The 18,562-nt window shown below is 66.5% G+C and carries 19 protein-coding genes and 2 tRNA genes; 13 read left to right on the forward strand and 8 right to left on the reverse strand.

The features are described 5' to 3' along the window. Positions 1-216: 216 nt before the first annotated feature. Both AC1DIQ_RS01950 and AC1DIQ_RS01955 read left to right on the forward strand, forming a co-directional pair. Positions 217-1,542, forward strand: coding sequence for an acetamidase/formamidase family protein (locus tag AC1DIQ_RS01950; protein ID WP_478049360.1), 1,326 nt, complete (start codon positions 217-219; stop codon positions 1,540-1,542). 104 nt (positions 1,543-1,646) lie between these two features. Next, positions 1,647-1,722: transfer RNA gene (locus tag AC1DIQ_RS01955), tRNA-Ala, on the forward strand. A gap of 70 nt (positions 1,723-1,792) precedes the next feature. Here the strand turns inward: AC1DIQ_RS01955 and AC1DIQ_RS01960 are convergent. Both AC1DIQ_RS01960 and AC1DIQ_RS01965 read right to left on the reverse strand, forming a co-directional pair. Beyond that, on the reverse strand, positions 1,793-1,963 hold the full coding sequence (locus tag AC1DIQ_RS01960; RefSeq protein WP_183073677.1) for a hypothetical protein: 171 nt from the start codon (positions 1,961-1,963) through the stop codon (positions 1,793-1,795). 124 nt (positions 1,964-2,087) lie between these two features. Beyond that, positions 2,088-3,110, reverse strand: coding sequence for an NADP-dependent oxidoreductase (locus AC1DIQ_RS01965; RefSeq protein WP_478049361.1), 1,023 nt, complete (start codon positions 3,108-3,110; stop codon positions 2,088-2,090). Positions 3,111-3,335: 225 nt separating this feature from the next. Here AC1DIQ_RS01965 and AC1DIQ_RS01970 point away from each other — a divergent pair, with 225 nt between their 5' ends. Further along, positions 3,336-3,725, forward strand: a complete 390-nt coding sequence (locus tag AC1DIQ_RS01970) for a hypothetical protein (protein ID WP_121038291.1) — start codon at positions 3,336-3,338, stop codon at positions 3,723-3,725. Here AC1DIQ_RS01970 and AC1DIQ_RS01975 read toward each other — a convergent pair. After that, positions 3,715-4,521 carry an AraC family transcriptional regulator gene (locus AC1DIQ_RS01975; RefSeq protein WP_478049362.1) on the reverse strand — a complete coding sequence of 269 codons (807 nt, stop codon included), beginning with the start codon at positions 4,519-4,521 and terminating at the stop codon, positions 3,715-3,717. The two genes, AC1DIQ_RS01970 and AC1DIQ_RS01975, sit on opposite strands and share 11 nt — an antisense overlap. Positions 4,522-4,614: 93 nt before the next feature. Between AC1DIQ_RS01975 and AC1DIQ_RS01980 the strand changes: the two genes are divergently transcribed. The 9 genes from AC1DIQ_RS01980 (at position 4,615) to dxs (ending at position 13,674) form a co-directional block, all read left to right on the forward strand. After that, positions 4,615-5,796, forward strand: coding sequence for a YbfB/YjiJ family MFS transporter (locus AC1DIQ_RS01980; protein WP_478049363.1), 1,182 nt, complete (start codon positions 4,615-4,617; stop codon positions 5,794-5,796). A 203-nt stretch (positions 5,797-5,999) separates the two neighbouring features. Next, positions 6,000-6,075, forward strand: a tRNA-Phe gene (locus AC1DIQ_RS01985). Between the two features lie 107 nt (positions 6,076-6,182). Continuing rightward, positions 6,183-6,707 carry a hypothetical protein gene (locus AC1DIQ_RS01990; RefSeq protein WP_478049364.1) on the forward strand — a complete coding sequence of 175 codons (525 nt, stop codon included), beginning with the start codon at positions 6,183-6,185 and terminating at the stop codon, positions 6,705-6,707. A gap of 126 nt (positions 6,708-6,833) precedes the next feature. Then, positions 6,834-7,550 (forward strand): hypothetical protein, encoded by a 717-nt coding sequence (locus tag AC1DIQ_RS01995; protein ID WP_478049365.1) that lies wholly within the window; start codon positions 6,834-6,836, stop codon positions 7,548-7,550. Positions 7,551-7,673: 123 nt separating this feature from the next. Beyond that, entirely contained in the window at positions 7,674-8,213 is a 540-nt protein-coding gene (locus AC1DIQ_RS02000) for a lipocalin family protein (protein ID WP_282261877.1), read from the forward strand. Between the two features lie 171 nt (positions 8,214-8,384). Beyond that, on the forward strand, positions 8,385-8,870 hold the full coding sequence (locus AC1DIQ_RS02005) for an LEA/WHy family protein (protein WP_152153416.1): 486 nt from the start codon (positions 8,385-8,387) through the stop codon (positions 8,868-8,870). 47 nt (positions 8,871-8,917) lie between these two features. Beyond that, positions 8,918-10,711 carry an acyl-CoA dehydrogenase C-terminal domain-containing protein gene (locus tag AC1DIQ_RS02010; protein WP_121038308.1) on the forward strand — a complete coding sequence of 598 codons (1,794 nt, stop codon included), beginning with the start codon at positions 8,918-8,920 and terminating at the stop codon, positions 10,709-10,711. A 276-nt stretch (positions 10,712-10,987) separates the two neighbouring features. Further along, complete coding sequence (locus tag AC1DIQ_RS02015) at positions 10,988-11,647, forward strand: HNH endonuclease (RefSeq protein ID WP_088432555.1); 660 nt, start codon at positions 10,988-10,990, stop codon at positions 11,645-11,647. A 116-nt stretch (positions 11,648-11,763) separates the two neighbouring features. Beyond that, positions 11,764-13,674 (forward strand): 1-deoxy-D-xylulose-5-phosphate synthase, encoded by a 1,911-nt coding sequence (dxs, locus tag AC1DIQ_RS02020; protein WP_478049366.1) that lies wholly within the window; start codon positions 11,764-11,766, stop codon positions 13,672-13,674. A gap of 117 nt (positions 13,675-13,791) precedes the next feature. Here dxs and AC1DIQ_RS02025 read toward each other — a convergent pair whose 3' ends face one another. The 3 genes from AC1DIQ_RS02025 to AC1DIQ_RS02035 form a co-directional block, all read right to left on the reverse strand. After that, positions 13,792-14,349, reverse strand: coding sequence for a DUF3011 domain-containing protein (locus AC1DIQ_RS02025; RefSeq protein ID WP_121038314.1), 558 nt, complete (start codon positions 14,347-14,349; stop codon positions 13,792-13,794). 167 nt (positions 14,350-14,516) lie between these two features. After that, on the reverse strand, positions 14,517-14,720 hold the full coding sequence (locus AC1DIQ_RS02030; protein WP_121038317.1) for a hypothetical protein: 204 nt from the start codon (positions 14,718-14,720) through the stop codon (positions 14,517-14,519). A 118-nt stretch (positions 14,721-14,838) separates the two neighbouring features. Further along, positions 14,839-15,897: a linear amide C-N hydrolase gene (locus tag AC1DIQ_RS02035; protein ID WP_478049367.1), complete on the reverse strand. Its 1,059-nt coding sequence runs from the start codon at positions 15,895-15,897 to the stop codon at positions 14,839-14,841. Between the two features lie 265 nt (positions 15,898-16,162). Here AC1DIQ_RS02035 and AC1DIQ_RS02040 point away from each other — a divergent pair, with 265 nt between their 5' ends. Beyond that, positions 16,163-16,420: a peptidase gene (locus tag AC1DIQ_RS02040; protein ID WP_478049368.1), complete on the forward strand. Its 258-nt coding sequence runs from the start codon at positions 16,163-16,165 to the stop codon at positions 16,418-16,420. A gap of 60 nt (positions 16,421-16,480) precedes the next feature. Here AC1DIQ_RS02040 and AC1DIQ_RS02045 read toward each other — a convergent pair whose 3' ends face one another. Both AC1DIQ_RS02045 and AC1DIQ_RS02050 read right to left on the reverse strand, forming a co-directional pair. Continuing rightward, positions 16,481-17,845 (reverse strand): sensor histidine kinase, encoded by a 1,365-nt coding sequence (locus AC1DIQ_RS02045; RefSeq protein ID WP_121038326.1) that lies wholly within the window; start codon positions 17,843-17,845, stop codon positions 16,481-16,483. Next, complete coding sequence (locus AC1DIQ_RS02050) at positions 17,842-18,516, reverse strand: response regulator transcription factor (protein ID WP_121038329.1); 675 nt, start codon at positions 18,514-18,516, stop codon at positions 17,842-17,844. The genes AC1DIQ_RS02045 and AC1DIQ_RS02050 overlap by 4 nt, the downstream gene beginning before the upstream one ends. Positions 18,517-18,562: the final 46 nt, after the last annotated feature.

Below are 18,562 nucleotides of genomic sequence, written 5' to 3' on the forward strand. Positions count from 1 at the left end.
TGGTGTCAGGGCGTTGTGGGCGACGGCTGTCCGGCCCCCCTGGTCCACTGGCTATGCGGCCGCGTTTTCTGGCGCGGATTATGCCCGGCCAAGGCGCGCGCCGGAAGGGCGGGGTTCGCGTTTGATGCTTTCCGGGCCATCGGTCACGTGTCGCCCGGCACTTGTCGCCCTGGCAGCGGCGGCGAACACTGAACCGGTCATCCACGAGATCCCCGCATGTCCTCTCGCCCGCTGGCCTGCCTGCTCCTGTTGTTGTCCGCCTCGGCCGCCCAGGCCGCCGAACCGCCTGCACAGTGGCTGGTCACCACCGACCTGTGGGGAAGCCCGGCCTACCAGCTGCTCACCCTGCCCGACCAGCAGGGTCCGGTGGAGGGGCGTTTCGATGGGGATAGTCTGCAGGGCAGCCGCCAGGGCACCACGCTGGCATTTGTCGTCACCGGCAGCGATGGCGCGACCTACCGCTTCCGCGGCGAGCAGACCGGCACGACCCTGCGCGGTACGGCCGATTATCCCGACACCAACGCCAGCGAGCGACGCGCGATGCATCCCTTCAGCGCGCGCCGCCTGCCCGAGCGGCCGGCCGGCGGCCCACGCCAGCATGACTTCGTGCCCATCTCCTATTCGAATGAGTTTTCGCCCCACCGCGCGCCCGTGCTGACGGTCTGGCCGGGCGACAGCGTGCGCACCACGACGCTGGATTCCGGCGGCGTGGATGCCAACGGCCAGACCCGGGCGCTGTTCGGCAATCCGCAGACGGGGCCGTTCTACGTGATGGAGGCCGAGCCCGGCGATGTGCTGGCGATCCACATCAAACGCCTGCGCTTGAACCGCGACTACGCCGATAGTCTGGACAGCATCGTGGGACGCGCGCTGACACCGGCCCTGGCAGCAAAGGCCACCGCACTGGACAAACCGGTGCGCTGGACCCTGGACCGCGAACGCGGCCGTGCCCGCCCAGAGGCGGCCACCGGCAAGCTCAAGGACTTCTGGGTGCCGGTCAGGCCGATGCTTGGCGGGCTGGCGGTGGCGCCAGGGTTTGGCAGCGCGCCGATCTCCGCCGGCGACACCGGCCGCTTCGGCGGCAACATGGACTTCAACGAAATCCGCGAGGGCGCCACCGTGTATCTGCCGGTATCCCAGCCCGGCGCCCTGCTCTACCTGGGCGATGCGCACGCGCTGCAGGGCGATGGCGAAACCTCGCAGTACGCGCTGGAGACCTCGATGGACGTGGAGTTCAGCGTGGAGGTGATCAAGTCCCGTGCGCAGTCAGCGCCGCGGGTGGAATCAGCGACGCAGTTGATGGTCCTGGGCCAGGCCGGCTCGCTGGATGATGCCCTGCGCGCGGCCACCGCCGGGATGGCGCAGTGGCTGGAACAGGACTACGGGTTGAGCCTGTCCGAGACGGCGCAGGTGCTGGGCAGTTCGGTCAGTTTCGTGGTGGCCAACCTGGCCGGGCGCAGCGTCGGGGTGGCGGCCAAACTGGACAAAGCCCTGCTGCAGCAGGTGGAACGCGCGCCCGCCACGGCGCGGGCCAGGCACTGAACCCAACGCAGGTCCCACTTGGCAGGCGCCGCCGGTCGGCGCTAGACTAGGCCCATTGCGGGGTACGGCCGAGGCCGGTGACGCCACGCAGCAGCAGCATACGTGGGGCCATAGCTCAGCTGGGAGAGCGCGTCGTTCGCATCGACGAGGTCAGGAGTTCGATCCTCCTTGGCTCCACCACTATTCAACAGAACGCCCCGGGAATCAGGTTCCCGGGGCGTTCTTGTTTCTGCAGGCCGCGCGCGGTTGCTTACGCGCCCTCGGGATTGTCCTTGCGCTCCGGYCGACGCGTGCCTGCATCATGGATCGCCTGATCGGTCTGTCCCGGCCGCTGCTTGGCGGTTTCGTCCTGCTTGCGGTCCTGCTGGCTTTCTTCGATGCCTTCCTGCTTGCCGTGTTCGCTGGGCTTGGTGTCAGCCATGGGTCTACTCACTCGTGCGGGCGCCGGGGCGGCGCCTTCCCGGGCAGACTAACCAGCCGATCGTGATGCACGAATCACGATCGGCGCGGCCTCGCACACAGCGCGCTCACGCGTGAGGCGTCGGTCACTCCAGCTTGACCACCAGCTTGCCGAAGTTGCGCCCCTTGAGCAGGCCGAAGAACGCCTCGGGCGCGTTCTCCAATCCCGCCACGATATCCTCGCGATACTGCACGCGGCCGTCCCTCAGCCACTGCCCCATGTCGTGCAGGAACGCGGGGAAGAAGGCGTGCAGATCGGACTGGATGAAGCCGCGCACGGTCAGGCGCTGGCGCAGCACCTGGCTCATGAAGCCGGGCAGCCGATCCGGCCCGGGCAGCACCGCGCCGCGCGCGTTGTAGGTAGCGATGGTGCCGCAGACCGGAATGCGTGCGAAGTCGTTGAGCAACGGCGCCACCGCATCGAACACATGCCCGCCGACGTTCTCGAAGTAGACATCGATGCCGTCGGGCACCGCCGCACGCAATTGCGCAGCGAAATCGTCGGCGCGGTGATCCAGCGCCACATCGAAGCCCAGCGTTTCCAGATACGCGCGCTTCTGCTCGCCACCGGCAATGCCCACCGTGCGCGCACCCTGCAGCTTGGCGATCTGCCCGACCGTTGCGCCCACCGGGCCGCTGGCAGCAGCCACCACGAGCGTTTCGCCCGGCTGCAGCTTGCCGATTTCCTGCAGGCCCACGTACGCCGTGAATCCGGGCATGCCGTACACGCCCAGTGCAGTGCTGATCGGCAGGCCGTTGTCTTCCAGCTTGCGGCTGAGCTGATCGCCGTCGATGACGGCATGCGTCTGCCAGTTACCCGGTGCCAGGACATGCTCGCCGGCCGCAACATCCGGATGGTTGGAGGCGAGCACCTCGGCAACGGTGCGCCCCTCCATCACTGCATCCAGCGCAACCGGGGCGGCGTAGGACGGCCCTTCTTCCATGCGACCGCGCATATAAGGATCCAGGGACAGGTATCGATTGCGCAGCAGCACCTGGCCTGGGCCCAGCGCGGGAACCGGCACCTGTTCGACACGGAAGTTAGCCGCGACCGGGGCGCCGTTCGGGCGCGAAGCGAGCACGATGCGTTTGTTGGTGAGTGCGTTCATCAGCGGATCGCTCCGGGGGAGACGAAAAAGGAATCCCGACAGTACGCCGTCCAGGCACGTCCAGACGGGGGGCAAAACAGCGTTCCATCGGTGCGGCGCGATGCGGAGGTGGCCTGGCCTTTGCGCGACAGCGACCGACGCTCTGGATGGCGTCACAGCATTCCATCCATACGCTGCACCGATCATCCGTTGCCCGCGCCGCAGGCCAAGGCGCATGATCGCGTCATGAACGTTCCCTCTTCCAGCCGACGCCGCTACCTGCTGCCCGTGTTGATGTCCGCCACCACGGTGTTCGGCTTGGCATGCTGGGCGATCCTGGCGACCGAGCCCGGTTGCCTGGCCGCGCAAGGCCATTGGTCGTCCGGTGCAGGCAAGTGCCACACGCGCCTGTGCCTGCTGCAGGGCGACTGCGGCGAGATGGCTTCACCTATCGTGGCATGCAACAAAGTGCAGGTCGGGGACAGCCGTGGCCGCGTGTACTTCCACTTGGGCAATCCCCTGCCTGGTGCGGGCGCCGAAGCGGAGTGGCCCGCAGGCAAAGCCGACAACGGCACGATCCGTGCACGCTTCGAGGATGAGCGGCTGGTCAGCCTGGCCTGCCCGGTCACGCCGTAGTGCGTGCGCGCTTCCATTGCAGCGGGCTCATGCCCATCTCGATCCGGAACATGTAGTTGAACGCCGATGCCGAGGCATAGCCCAGCTCGTGCGCGATTACCGTGGGCGAACGCCCCTGCGCCAGCCACTCGATGGCGCGCAGCAGGCGCAGCCGCAACCGCCAGTCGCGCAGGCGCATGCCGGTCTCGCGTTCGAAATGGCGTGCCAGAGTCCGTGCCGATGCCCCCAGCAACGGTGCCCAGTCCTCCACGCTGCGGGTATCGGCCGGCTGCTCGTAGAGTGCCTGGCACCAGCGCTGCAGGCGCGCGTCCTGCGGCCATGGCAGGTGCCGGGTGTGTTGCGGCTGGCGCGGCAACTGCGCGGTGATCAGCGTGCACAAGGTGGTGTAGTAGGTGCGGTCGTGATCGGGCACGGTGCGGTCGAGTTCGATGATCAGTTCGCGCAGCAGCGGTAACACTTCCAGGACCACGCAGCGCGTGGGCATGCCCAGATCCGGGGCATCATCCACGTACAGATTGCGGAATGCCGAAGTGCTCAACGCGCCGGTGTGATGCAGCGTGCCCGTCGGCACCCACAGCGCCTGATGCGGGGTGATCACGTGACGGGCCTGCCCCGCGCTGGCCTGCAGCACACCCGTGCTGGCGTGGACCAGCTGGTTCCAGCCGTGCACGTGCGGCGGGAAGCGCTCACCGGCCTCCAGCCGCTGGCTGCGCGCCACCACCGGCCACGGCAGACGCCGCAGCGGCGGCACCAGGACTTCGCGCCAACCCGGAACAGTGGGTTCCGCCGTGGCCATGTGACGCCTCATCGACAGGATGGGTCATTCTATCGAAAGACGCGGTCACCTCTGTCCACGGACCATGGGCCCTCCCCGCTGCCCTCCCCACCCATGTCACTCTTGATCCCGCCTCCCCGCCACGCCTGGCAGGTCATCACGGCCGGCATCTGCGCGCTGGTACTCACGGTTGGCCTGGCGCGCTTTGCCTACACCCCGCTGCTGCCGGTGATGCGACTCGACGCCGGGCTCACGGCAGCCGGCGGCGGCTGGCTGGCAACGTTCAACTATCTGGGCTACCTGGCCGGCACTGTGCTGGTCGCCCGGGTCGGCGACATGCAGCTGAAATTCCGCTTCTACCGCATCGGACTGGTCCTGGCAGTGGTATCCACCGGCCTGATGGGCACCACCACGGACATGGCCACCTGGGGCGTGCTGCGCTTCGTGGCCGGCCTGTCCAGCACCGCCGGCCTGCTGCTCGCCTCCGGGCTGGTGCTCAACTGGCTGCTCGCCCATCAGCGCCGCCCACAGCTCGGCCTGCACTTCGCCGGCCTCGGGGTGGGGATCGCGGTCTCGGGCCTGGCGGCTGCGGCGATGGCCGATCAACTGGCGTCCTCCCGGCAGTGGATCGCGCTGGGCACCCTCGCGGTGGTGTTCCTGATCCCGGCCTGGGCATGGATGCCGCCGCCGGCAGCGATCTCCAGTGCCACTGGGGCCAATGCTCCCCCGCCACCCGGGCGGCGCTGGCGCTGGCTGCTGATCGCCTCGTACTTCTGCGCGGGGGTCGGCTTCGTGGTCAGCGCGACCTTCATCGTCGCCATCCTGGTGGAGACCCCTGCCTTCGCCGGCCACGGCAGTTGGGTGTGGGTCCTGGTCGGCCTCACTGCCATCCCCTCGACGTTTGCCTGGGATCGGCTCTCGAACCGGCTTGGACTGATCCGTGCATTGATGCTCGCCTATGCGTTGCAGGCTACGTCCTTCGTATTGCCCTTGCTGGATGGCGGGCTGTGGGCCGGCGCGGCCAGCGCCGTGCTGTTCGGCCTGACCTTCGCCGGCATCGTCAGCCTGACCCTGACCGTGGTCGGTCGCCACTACCCGCACAATCCTGCCAAGGCGATGGCGACGCTGACGCTGAGTTATGGCGTCGCCCAGATCATCGCCCCCGCGATCGCCGGCACGCTGGCGCGCGACAGCGGCAGCTACCAGGGCGCATTGGTGCTGGCGGCGATCATGATGGTGATCGGCTTCGTGCTGTTGTGGTGCATTCCCGACGACCCACGATCCACCACGGGCTGATCAACTGCACCGGCGGAAAGCATCCGCCTGAACCGACGTTCATGCGCTTGTGTGATGTGCTCGGGCCCGCTGGATCAAGCACTTGGATGTGGGCGGACACGGGTTTGGAAACAAATGTGAAATTTTTTTCGCGAAACGCTTGCCGAACCCCTCATACCTCCGTATTATTCGCGTCCTCGCCAGCGGCAACGCAGCGATGAAGTGGCCGGGTAGCTCAGTTGGTAGAGCAGGGGATTGAAAATCCCCGTGTCGGCGGTTCGATTCCGTCCCCGGCCACCACAATTTCAGATGACCTGCAGAAATGCAGGTCATTTTTTTTGTCTGTTGTGCGGCGTCGCCACATCGCGCAGCGTTCAAGGAAGGAGGTTCCGCACATGGTTCGTGCTTTGTTCGCCGCGCTGTTCGGCAAACGTCCCGTTACCTTCCACAGCACATCCCCGATCGATGTGACCGTGCTGCGCCTCAAGCAGTCGATCCAGCATGGCCCGCGTCTCTCTGTCGCCGGAATGCGCGGGACGGCCTCCGCTCAACGGATCCGCCTGTGCTGGACGCGCCCGTTCGTGTCCAATTCTTTCAAGCCGTGTTTCATCGGTCAGTGCATCCCCACCGAACGCGGCACGCGGCTTGAAGGTGCGTTCCAGATGCATCCCTTCATCCGCACCCTGATGATCGGCATGTTCGTCAGCCTGCTCATCGTTCCGTTGGTGGCGGTGGTGAAGCACTGGCAACACACACACGACCTCGCGCCTGCGCTGTTGGCCAGTCTGGCGGTGGTGCCTGCTGCCTACTTCATGGCCGGCGCGGTGCTGGTGATCGTCACGATCAGCCGCTGGGCCGCACGCGACGATGAAGCGATGATCGAGGCGGAGATCCATCGCGCGCTGCAAAGCGGGCACACCGCTCAGGGATGATTTCCGCGGGCAGGCCGTTGCGCGCCTTGCCGTCCATCGCCACGCGCTGGCATGCTCACCCGGCGGACAGGATCGTCTGCGGCCGCGCTTGTTCGTCCCCATGGCCGCACACACAGGGAGAGGTGAATGTCCGAAGGCATCGAAGTGCTGCAGGCGCAGATCGCGCATCTGCAGCGAAACCAACGGCGACTGACGCTGGGCTGCGCAGCGGCTGGCCTGCTCACCATGGCCGCGTTGATGATGGGTGCGACGTCACAGCGCAGCGCCAGCTTTGATGTCATTGATGCGCAGCGCATCAACATCAAGGAACCTGACGGAACGTTGCGGCTGGCGATCTCCAATCGCACGCTGTTTCCTGGCGTGGTCATTCACAACAAGGAGCAACCTCATCCGCGCCCGATGGCAGGCATGCTGTTCTTCAACGATGAAGGCACGGAAAACGGCGGGCTGATCTACAACGGTTCGCTCGACAAGAGCGGCAAACCCTCCAGCGGCATGAGCCTGACCTTTGATCGCTATCAGCAGGATCAGCAGATGCAGCTGCTGGGCGTGGACGACGCGGGCACACACTACGCCGGGCTGACCTTCAATGATGTTGCCGATGGCCTGTCCCGCCCGTTCTTCTCCGAGCGGGACGAAGCACTTCATCGGAAGGGCATTCCTGCGATCACCGAGCGCGTGTTCCTTGGCAAGTCTCATGCGCGCGATGCCATGCTGACCCTGCGCGATGGTCAAGGAAAGCCGCGGCTTGAGTTGGTGGTCACGCCCTCTGGAGATGCCAAGGTGCGCTTCCTGGACGAGAGCGGCAACGCCACGCGGGAACTCTCCGCTGACAGTCGGTAGCGCGGGTGCCGCATGCTGCCACGCGCACGTCAGCGACGTGGGACGGCCACTGCATGACGGAATATTCACAATTTCCGCTCAGCCTATGCCTAAGCTCGCTGCGTCTTGTGTGGAGTGTCGACAATGCGCAGCCGCTATCTGATCAGTGCCCTGCTCGCCCTCGCCGCCACCGGGTCGGCCTGGGCGGCCGCGCCGGTGACCTCGGTGGAGGCGCTGGACATGGGCCGCTATGCCGGCCAGTGGCATGAGATCGCGCACCTGCCGGTCTCGTTCCAGAAGAAATGCGTGGGCGACATCACCGCCACCTACAGCCTGCGTGCCGATGGACGGATCAGCGTGCACAACGCCTGCCGCGAAGCCGATGGCGACCGCGTCGCCGCCGATGGCGTGGCACGCCCGGTCGAGGGGCAACCGGGCCAGTTGCAGGTGCGCTTCGTGCCGGACTGGCTGTCCTGGGTGCCGCTGGTCTGGGCCGACTACTGGGTGATCGCACTGGACCCGGAGTACCAATGGGCGGTGGTCGGTGAACCGGACCGCAAGTACCTGTGGATCCTGTCGCGGTCGCCGAGCATGGATACCGCCCTGTTCGAGCAGCTCAAGGCCCGCGCCGAGGCGATGGGCTATGACCTCGCCCCGCTGCGGGTGATGGCGCCGCTGGACTGACCCGGCCCGGCCTCACCCCACGACCGGGCCGGCCTGGCCCTCCCCACGACTAAAAGCACGTGGCCCCGTCATCCCGGTGCCCTACCCTTGCGTCTCGCTGCCACAGGCAGCGCGAACACCATACGCCGTAGTATGCTCGTACCCATGCAACACCCGCCTGAGGATTGCGCCATGTCCCACCGCTTCCGCCCCCGCCTCGCCCTTGCCCTCATCGTCGTCGCCTCGCTGGCCCTGACCGCCTGCAACAAGACGGTCAAACGCGTTTCCGAGCCGGCCGCCAGCGTGCAGGAGTTGACGGTGCGTGCCGATGGCAGCTGGACGGTTGCGCTGCGCCTGCAGAACTTCAGTTCGATGCCCATGACCTTCGACAACGTCGCGCTGCAGTTGAAGGTGAGCGATGAGGATGCCGGGCAGCTGCAGCTGAAGCCCGCACTGTCCATTGGCGGGGTCTCGGCCGATGTGGTCAACGTGGACATCAAGCCGAGCTCGGGCGCCCGCCTGGTGATGGCCGATGCACTGGCCGGCAACCGCACCCTGGGCTATTCGCTCAAGGGCACGGTAAGTGCCACCCCGCAGGAAAAGAAGCAACGCACGTTCGAGATTGATAGCCGCAGCACGCTCAACCAGGCTCCCGGCCTGCCCGGCGTCCTGCGCTGACCGGCGGGCTTTCCGCCACCCTTCGCCACTGATCGAGACTGTCCCCGATGAGCAGCTACACCGCCCCGCTTTCCGATATCCGTTTCGCCCTGCATGACGTGCTCAAGGTCGAGCCGCTGTTCGCGCGCCTTGGCCTGACCGATGCCACCGCCGATGTGGTGGATGCCGTGCTGGAAGAAGCCGGCCGTTTCAGCGCCAGCGTGCTGGCGCCGTTGAACAGCGTGGGCGATGAGATCGGCTGCGTCCTCGACCAGGCCACCGGCGAGGTCACCACCCCGCCGGGCTTCAAGCAGGCCTACGCCCAGTTCGTGGACGGCGGCTGGACCGGTCTGACCGCGGCACCGGAACTGGGTGGCCAGGGCCTGCCGCATACGCTGGGCGTGCCGCTCAACGAAATGATCAACGCCGCCAACCTGGCGTGGGGCAACTTCCCGCTGCTCTCGCACGGTGCGATCGAAGCGCTCAAGCAGCATGGCGAGGCCTGGCAGCAGGACGCCTTCCTCAAGCCGCTGATCGAAGGCCGCTGGACCGGCACCATGTGCCTGACCGAACCGCATTGCGGCACTGATCTTGGCCTGCTCAAGACCAAGGCCGAGCCGAACGCGGATGGCAGCTACGCGATCACCGGCACCAAGATCTTCATCACCGCCGGCGAGCACGACCTCACCGAGAACATCGTGCACCTGGTGCTGGCCAAGCTGCCGGATGCACCGGCCGGGGCCAAGGGCATTTCGCTGTTCGTCACCCCGAAGTTCAAGGTCGATCGCGAGGGCAAGGTGGGCGAGCGCAATGCGCTGCGCTGCGGCTCGATCGAACACAAGATGGGCATCAAGGGCTCGGTCACCTGCGTGATGAACTTCGACGGTGCCGAAGGGTATCTGGTCGGGCAACCGCACAAGGGCCTGCAGGCAATGTTCACCATGATGAACACCGCGCGCCTGGGCGTCGGCCTGCAGGGCATCGGCCTTTCCGAGCGGGCCTACCAGAACGCGCTGAAGTACAGCCGCGAGCGCCTGCAGTCGCGTTCGTTGAGCGGTGCGAAGAATCCGGAGAAGCCGGCCGACCCGATTCTGGTCCACCCGGATGTGCGGCGCATGCTGCTGACCATCAAATCGCTGGTCGAAGGCAGCCGCCTGCTGGCCCTGCACGCGGCGACCCTGATCGACGTCGCCCACCACGCCGAGGATGCCGGCGAGCGCGAACGCGCGGACACGCTGGTGAGCTTCCTGACCCCGATCTCCAAGGCCTGCCAGACCGAATGGGGCATCGAGAACACCTACAACGCGCTGCAGTGCTTCGGTGGCCATGGCTACATCCGCGAGCACGGCATGGAGCAGTTGGCCCGCGATGCGCGCATCACCACGCTGTACGAAGGCACCACCGGCATCCAGGCGCTGGACCTGATCGGCCGCAAGACCGCTTCCAGCCAGGGCGCGGGGCTGAAGCTGATGCTGGCCGAGATCGAGGCCTTCGCCAAGGCCAATGAAGGCAACGAAGCGCTGGCCGAGTTCATTGCCCCGCTGCGCGCCAAGGCCGACGAATGGGCCACGCTGACCATGGCGACCTTGCAGCGCGCGGCCACCAACCCGGACGAACTGGGCGCAGCCAGCTTCGATTACCTGTTCTACTCGGGCTATGTGGTGCTGGCCTACTGGTGGGCCCGCAGCGTCGCCGCCGCCGAGGCCTCCGCGCAGAGCGACGCGTTCAAGCAGGCCAAGCGCGAGACGGCCCGCTTCTACTTCGCCCGCGTGCTGCCGCGCACGCTCAGCCACGCCGCCGCGATCCAGTCCGGCGCCGAACCGTTGATGGCCATGACCGACGCGCACTTCGGCGAAGGTTGATCGGTCGCCAGACCACCGACCAACGGTCGGTGGCTACCTGATTGCCACGCAGGTGCCGACCGGCAGTCGGAACACCGATACCTGATCGTCGGTAGGTGCCGACCGTTGGTCGGCACCCCGGATACACCTTCTGGAGAAAAGCCCCCTTGATGTTCAAGGGGGCGCGCCGAAGGCGGGGGGTCAAGGTGGAATGCCTGTCCGAATCGTTACGAATCGGGTAGGGGCGCAAGCCCCTATACCCAATTCGTAACGATTCGGGTATAAGCTGTTTTCCCGATGGAGACAGACACTACACGCTTGGGTCTGATCGATACCGGAGCCTCGTCCGCCCCGGTCGCCGAGGTGTCGCCGATCGTTACGCTGCATCGGCCCGGATCGGTGCGGTTATTGGCCCTGGACGCCCACGGGCGCGTACTCGACTGGATCAATTGGCAGGACGCCTCCTGCCTCTACGCGCGTGGCGCGGTAGCCTGGACCTTGGGCGACCCCTGCCTGCACATCCACGGCGGCATCTGCCGCACCACCGGCCTGCAGAGCGGCCTGGACCTGCACCCGATCATCGCCGCCCGCGGGCATGCGCGCTCCCGCGCGATCGACCCCACCCCCAATCTGTCCAATCCCGCGCTGTTCGCGCGCGATTCGCACCTGTGCCTTTACTGCGGGCAACAGTTCAACCGCCCGCAGCTGACCCGCGACCACGTCATGCCGCTGTCCAAGGGGGGCCTGGACGTTTGGGAGAACGTGGTCAGCGCCTGCTTCCACTGCAACTCGCGCAAGAGCAACCGGACCCCGCAGCAGGCCAGCATGCCGCTGCTCGCCGTGCCCTATCGGCCGAGCTGGATCGAACACATGATCCTGTCCAACCGCAACATCCTGGCCGATCAGATGGCCTTCCTGAAGGCGCAGTTGCCCAAGCGTTCCAAGCTCTGCGCCTGAGCGCGCTGCGACGTTCTGTCGCAGCCTCCGTCACCGTTTACTCACTGAAAAGGCGGTTTGCTTGCCCCACCCTCATTTGGGGGGGAAAATAGGCGCTCAGAAGAAGCGCGATAAACATGATCGATTCCGCCCGCTATCCCCGCCTTGCGCGCATCCAGTCACCGGATGACCTGCGCAGGTTCGAAGAATCCGAACTGCCCGCGATCGCGGATGAACTGCGTGCCTACCTGATTGAATCGGTCGGCAAGAGCGGCGGCCATTTCGGCGCCGGCCTGGGCGTGATCGAACTGACCGTCGCACTGCACTACCTCTATCAGACGCCCGTCGATCAGCTGGTGTGGGATGTGGGTCATCAGACCTACCCGCACAAGATCCTGACCGGCCGCCGCGACGAGATCCACACGGTCAAGCAGAAGGACGGCGTCGCGCCGTTCCCCAAGCGTGAGGAAAGCGAGTACGACACCTTTGGCGTCGGCCATTCCTCCACCTCCATCTCGGCGGCGCTGGGCATGGCGATCGCACGCCAGGCCGAAGGCGATGACCGCAAGGTCGTGGCCGTGATCGGCGATGGCGCGATGACCGCCGGCATGGCTTACGAGGCGCTCAACCACGCCGGCGGCATGGAGCAGGAACCGAACCTGCTGGTGATCCTCAACGACAACAACATGTCGATCTCCGAAGCCGTGGGCGGGCTGACCAAGATGCTCGGCCGCGCCACCGGCAGCCGCACGCTCAATGCGCTGCGCGAAGGCGGCAAGAAGATCCTCGGCGACAAGAAGCACAACCCGACCGCGCGCTTCGTCAAGCGCTGGGAAGAGCACTGGAAGGGCATGTTCGTGCCGTCCACGTTCTTCGAGGAAATGGGCTTCCATTACACCGGCCCGATCGACGGCCACGACGTGCCGGCGCTGGTCGCCACGCTGAAGACGCTCAAGAGCCTGAAGGGCCTGAAGCTGCTGCACGTGATGACCACCAAGGGCAAGGGCTACGAGCGCGCCGAAGGTGATCAGATCGGTTACCACGCGGTCGGCCCGTTCGATCCGGACAAGGGCCTGGTCTCCAAGGGCGGGGCCAAGAAGCCGACCTATACCGACGTCTTCAGTGACTGGCTGTGCGATGCCGCCGCGGCCGAGCCGAAGCTGATGGGCATCACCCCGGCGATGCGCGAAGGCTCGGGCCTGGTGCGCTTCAGCAAGGAATATCCGGAGCGCTACTTCGATGTGGCCATCGCCGAGCAGCACGCGGTGACCCTGGCGGCCGGCATGGCCACCCAGGGCGCCAAGCCGGTGGTGGCGATCTACTCGACCTTCCTGCAGCGCGCCTACGACCAGCTGGTGCACGATGTGGCCGTTCAGGAGCTGGACGTGCTGTTCGCGATCGACCGCGCCGGCGTGGTCGGCCCGGATGGCGCGACCCATGCCGGCAACCTGGATTTGAGCTTCCTGCGCTGCGTGCCGCACATGGTGGTGATGGCGCCGTCCGATGAGGCCGAGTGCCGCCAGATGCTGACCACCGGGCTGGGCTATGCCGGCCCGGCCGCGGTGCGCTACCCGCGTGGCAGCGGGACCGGCATCGCCGCCGGCACGGATCTGGCCACGCTGGAGATCGGCAAGGCCGATCTGCGCCTGCAGGGCAGCCGGATCGCCCTGCTCGCGTTCGGCAGCACCGTGACGGCCGCCGAACAGGTCGGCCGCGAACTGGGCCTGACCGTGGTCAACATGCGTTTCATCAAGCCGCTGGACCGGGCCCTGCTGCTGGAACTTGCGCAGCGCCACGAAGGGTTCGTCACCATCGAAGACAACGTGGTCGCCGGCGGTGCCGGCTCCGGCGTGGCCGAGCTGCTCAATGCCGAGAACGTGCTCAAGTCGTTCCTGCACCTGGGCCTGCCGGACAGCTTCCAGCACCATGCCAGCCGTGAAGACCTGCTGGCCGAAGCCGGCATCGATGCCGATGGCATCCGCCAGGCCGTGCTCAAGCGTTGGCCGATGCTGGTCAAGAGCGGCCAGACGCTCAGCGCGGCAGGCTGACACGCTGCCCACCGCCCTTGGGCGAGTGCTCCGCAAAAAACAGCGAGGCCGCGTCCAATCGACGCGGCCTCGTTCGTTTGAGCACTCAGGGGGCGCTCAAGCGCTGTGCACCAGCCATCAGTAGATCTGGAACTGGGCGCGGCAGCCGCCATCCACCCAGACGCCGGTGCGGTCCCAGCCCCAGGTCCGCCCTTCGATGCAGGCATTACGCGAAGTCTGGCGGATCAGCCGCGCCTCGCGGCGGACATTGGCCACGCAGCGCTGACGGCGATGGTCGTTGGAATCGCAGGTCAGGATCTGGCCCCGGCCGTTGTTGCCGCCGCCGTTGTGGCCCCAGCCGCCCCCACCGCCATTCCAGCGGCCGCCGCGGCCGCCCTCGGCAATGAACTCGGCCCGGCAGCCTTGCGTCACCCACACGCCGTTGCGTGCCTGGCCCCAGGTCTGGCCTTCAACGCAGGGCGAGCCGGAGATCTGCCGCACCAGGCGTGCACGCCCTGGCAAGGCGCACTGCTGCGTGCGGTTCTTGATCGATTCGCAGCGCACCGGACCGCCGTTGTAACCGTCGTCATAGCGGTCGTAGTTCTGCGCCTGGGCAGCGCCGGCCAGCGCCATCAGCGCCGGCACCACGGCCCAGCGCAATCGTCTGGCGGCCTGGGAAGGGCTGGTGTTCGACATGGGATCCTCGTTGCGTGTTGGGGGAGGCGCACAGGATCGGTGATCGTCCGGCGCCGCGACATAGGCCAGAAGTCGCTGATTTCATCCCCTATTTAGGTACCCGACGCGTGGCTGACTGGGCGGGCGGCCGGCGGTCACATCCGCACGAACAGCCTTGGATGGCCGGCTCAGCCGTAGCGGACGGCGTCCACGTAGGTCTCCAGCACCTGCACCCGGACGGCGCTGCTGTCGCCGGTCTCGGCATGATACTCGCGTGCCAGGGCATCGGCGAAATCGAAGGCGGTGGCCCCGCTGCGGAACGCAATCGGTGCGGATTTGGCCGGGTGCACGACGTGCCAGCGGCGTTCGATGTGTTGCAGTTTGATCACCATGCGGATCGTTCCTTTGCGGCATGCCTGGGCGAAAAGCTCACGACGTGAGGGATCCATCCCTCAGCAGGAACGATAGAGCAGGTTGAAGCCCGTTGTTATCGGATTAGTCTGATTTTGCTCAGCCGTCGGTGCCCAGGAACCGGAACGGCTCGGCCGGCTGGAACCGGGGCAGCGCGTCGCCCGCGAACACGTTGCGCTGGTCCGGCCCCAGGTCCAGTTTCAACACCGGGGCACCGCGCGAGAAATCGGCCTTGTTGAGGTCTACCCAGAAGGTATTGGGCGTCATCGCCGATTCAAAGAAATACAGCTTGCGCTTGTGGTCGGCCACGGTCCGCCAGCGGGTGGAGGAGATGTTCGGCTCCCCCGGCGTGGTGATCCCGTAGGGCACGGACACATTGCGGATCACACTGAACACACTGGCCAATGCGACCACGGGATCCTCGCTTTTGGGAATGGCGTTGATGTAGAACTTCGCGCGAGCGAAGCGATCGGCCGAGCGGTTGGTGCCGGGCAGCATCACGGTGCCACCGATTTCCTGCCAATACGTATTGAGCGCCAGTTGCTGATCGAACACCGGCGAGTTGGTCATCACCTGATAGGCGCGATCGTGATGGATCACCTGCTTGCCGTTGATGTATTCCACGATGGCGCTGTCACCGCTGGCGTCGGACAAGGACAGGTGCAGCGTGGCCAGCCGGGACTCGCCCGGCACCTTGTCCGTCACGATCGAAAACGGCTCGCGCTCCAGCGCGGCGACGGCCTCGGCAACGGTGGCGAAGTTGTCGAGCACGTATTGCGCCCACAACGAGATCGCCAATCCCGGTTTGCTGCCACGTTGCTGCAGGTACTGCGATTCTGCCAGCCACAACAGATTGGCTGACAACCCCGCTTCGTTGAGTCCATCGGTGGTGGAGATGTCATACCCGGTGGCGACCACGCTGCCGTAGCGTGAGGTCCAGCGGATCGAGCGCGGGCCGGCCTGGCCATCGCGGTCGATGCCTTTGGGCAGCACCCACAGGTTGGTGGCCACATCGCTCTTCCAATCCATCGAGCGGGCCGTGATCACATCCTGATTGTCGCCCAGATACACCACGCGGGTGCAGGCATCGGCCCGGGCGGAGACGCAGGTGAGCGCCGCAGCGAATGCGATGTGACGGATCGAAAACAGTGTTTTCATGACGTGCCTCCTGGCAGTGGCGCTGACAACCTGGCGTCAAACCTGATACCGGCGATGTCCACACAGGCGGGTCGCACGCATCCTGCTTCAACGCATCATCGCGTTCCGCGGTGCTGGTCACGGACTACAACGCAGCATCGGCGGAATCCTCCAGCGTCATATCAGCCCACGCCGGGTGATGGAGGAGTGAACCCTGCATCCTGCACGTGACATCGACGGACCCGGCGCGAGACTGCCCGCGACCTCAAGCGCCTACGGAGCCTGCATGTCCATTCGAGCCGCCCTGCTTCCCCTGCTCGCCGCCCTCACCGCCTGCGCCCATCCTGCGCCGTCACCCTCCTCGCCCACGGCAGGCGTACCCGGCTCGGACCGCGATGCGCATGGGTGCATCGGCTCGGCAGGCTACCGTTGGTGCGAACGCACACAGCAGTGCGAACGTCCGTGGGAGTTGGCCAATGCAAACGGGTTGGAGAACACCGCCGAGGCCATCACCGCCTACTGCGCCGCGCCGGCGCCACGCTGATCTCGTCATAGCACGCTCATCTCCTCATAGGCGGCGCAACAGGACAGGCCGGACAGGGCGTCATGCCGGGGACGCGCCCGGAAACGGCCGCGCGTCCACTGGCAGGACCACCAGGAACCGCGCGCCACCACCGGGGGCGCTGTCCACGGCGATGGTGCCGGCGTGACGCAGCACGATCTCGCGGGCCAGGTGCAGGCCCAGCCCGCTGCCGCTGCCGCTGGGCCGCAATCGGTGGAACGGCTCGAACACGGACAGCCGCTCGGCCTCCGGCACGCCCGGGCCTTCATCACTGACCGACAGGCCGCCATCATCATGCAGTGCCACGGCGATCATGCCGCGGCCGCCACCGTGGGCGATGGCGTTCTGCAGCAGGCTGGCGATGACCCGGTGCAGCGCATGGGGATCCCCGCGAACCCAGATCGGCTGATCCGGTGCATCCACCGAAAAGCCGTAGCCGGCATCCACCACCAGTGGTGCGACATCGGCGGCCACGTCGCGGGTCAACGCGGACAGGTCGATACGCTGGGACTGGCTGCCATGCCGGTCCAGCCGCTGCAGATCCAGCAGCTGCTCGGCGATGTTGCTCAGCCGGCTCAGGTCCAGCTGCAGGCGCGAACGCGCATCGCCGGGCGGCAGATCGGCCAGGCGCGTGGCGAGGATCGCGATCGGCATGCGCAGCTCATGCGCGGCACCGGCGAGGAAGCGATCCTGCGCATCGTAGCTTTCACCGATGCGGCGCACGGCCGCGTTGAAGGCGTCCACCAGCGGATAGATCTCCAGCGGCACGGCACGCGTATCCAGGCCGCTGCCGCGCTCGTTGACTTGGATCGCTGCGGCCTGCGCCGCCACGCGGTTGACCCCGCGCAGCGCGCGATGGATCACCCATGGCGCCACCACCAGCGTGATCACCAGCACCGGCAACGCGATCCAGCCGCCCAGGTAGCGGAAGATCAACAGCAGCTGCCGCACGATGCTGCGTTCGGGAATGCCGCCTACCGCCACGTGCAACCGCCCTTCCGGCCGAACAACGACCACCACGCGCACGGCAAGCGCATCGGCATTGATGCGGGTACGGATGTCGGTCTGCTCGATCTGATCCAGCCGTGCCACCAACTGACGGTACTGCACGGGGACATCGCCATGCACCAGGCGTCGGCCACGCTCATCGGCCGCGGCGAACCAGAACATCGCCGGCGGCCGTGGCACGGCCAGCGCCACCTTCGGCAGATCCGCCTCCAGTCCCTGGGCACCGAAGGTGATGGCCGATGCGATCTGGTCGCTGGTCTTCCAGTCGATATAGGCCGAACGGCGGTCGCCGTAGGTCAACACCATCGCGCTCAACGCCAGGGCGATCGTGGCCGCCTGGATCAGGCAGACCTTCCACACCAGGTTGAACGCCAGCGAATCGGGTTTGAGCAATCTCACGGCGTGTCCTTGAGCAGATACCCGATGCCGCGCATGACGTGGATCTCCACGCCCGCGTCGGCTTCCAGCAGCGCTTTGCGCAGCTTGGAGACATGCGCATCCAGCGCATTGGATTGGATGGCATCGTCAAAGCCGTACACGGCTTCCAGCAACGAGGCGCGGCCCACCGTGCGCCCTTGCCGCAGTGCCAGTGCTTCGAGCACCAGCAGCTGCCGCCGCGGCAGCGCGAGCAGCAGCTCTGACACGCGGGCTTCGCGCGCCACGAAATCGAACTGCAGCCGGCCCAGCGACAACACCGGCAGGGTGATCTGCGAGGGCCGCCGCGAGATCGCGCGGATGCGCGCAAGCAGCTCTTCGACCGCGAACGGCTTGGTCAGGTAATCATCCGCGCCCACGTCCAGGCCGGTGACCCGATCGGCCACCGAATCGCGCGCGGTCAGCATGATCACCGGCAGGTTCGGCACGCGCTCACGCGCGATCCGGACAAAGCTGGCACCGTCGCCGTCGGGCAGCTGCCGGTCCAGCAGCAGGATCTGGTGGACGCCGGCCTTGAGGGCTTCATCGGCCTGCGCCATCGTGCCGACCACGTCGATCACCATGCCGTGGCGCGCCAGGCTGACCTGGATCGCGCTGGCCATTTCCGGATCATCTTCCAGGAGAAGAAGGCGCATGGGGCGGTGCCTTGCGGGGTACGAAGGAGGCGATGGTACCGCGCAG

This window comes from Stenotrophomonas sp. 05L413, assembly GCF_056397945.1.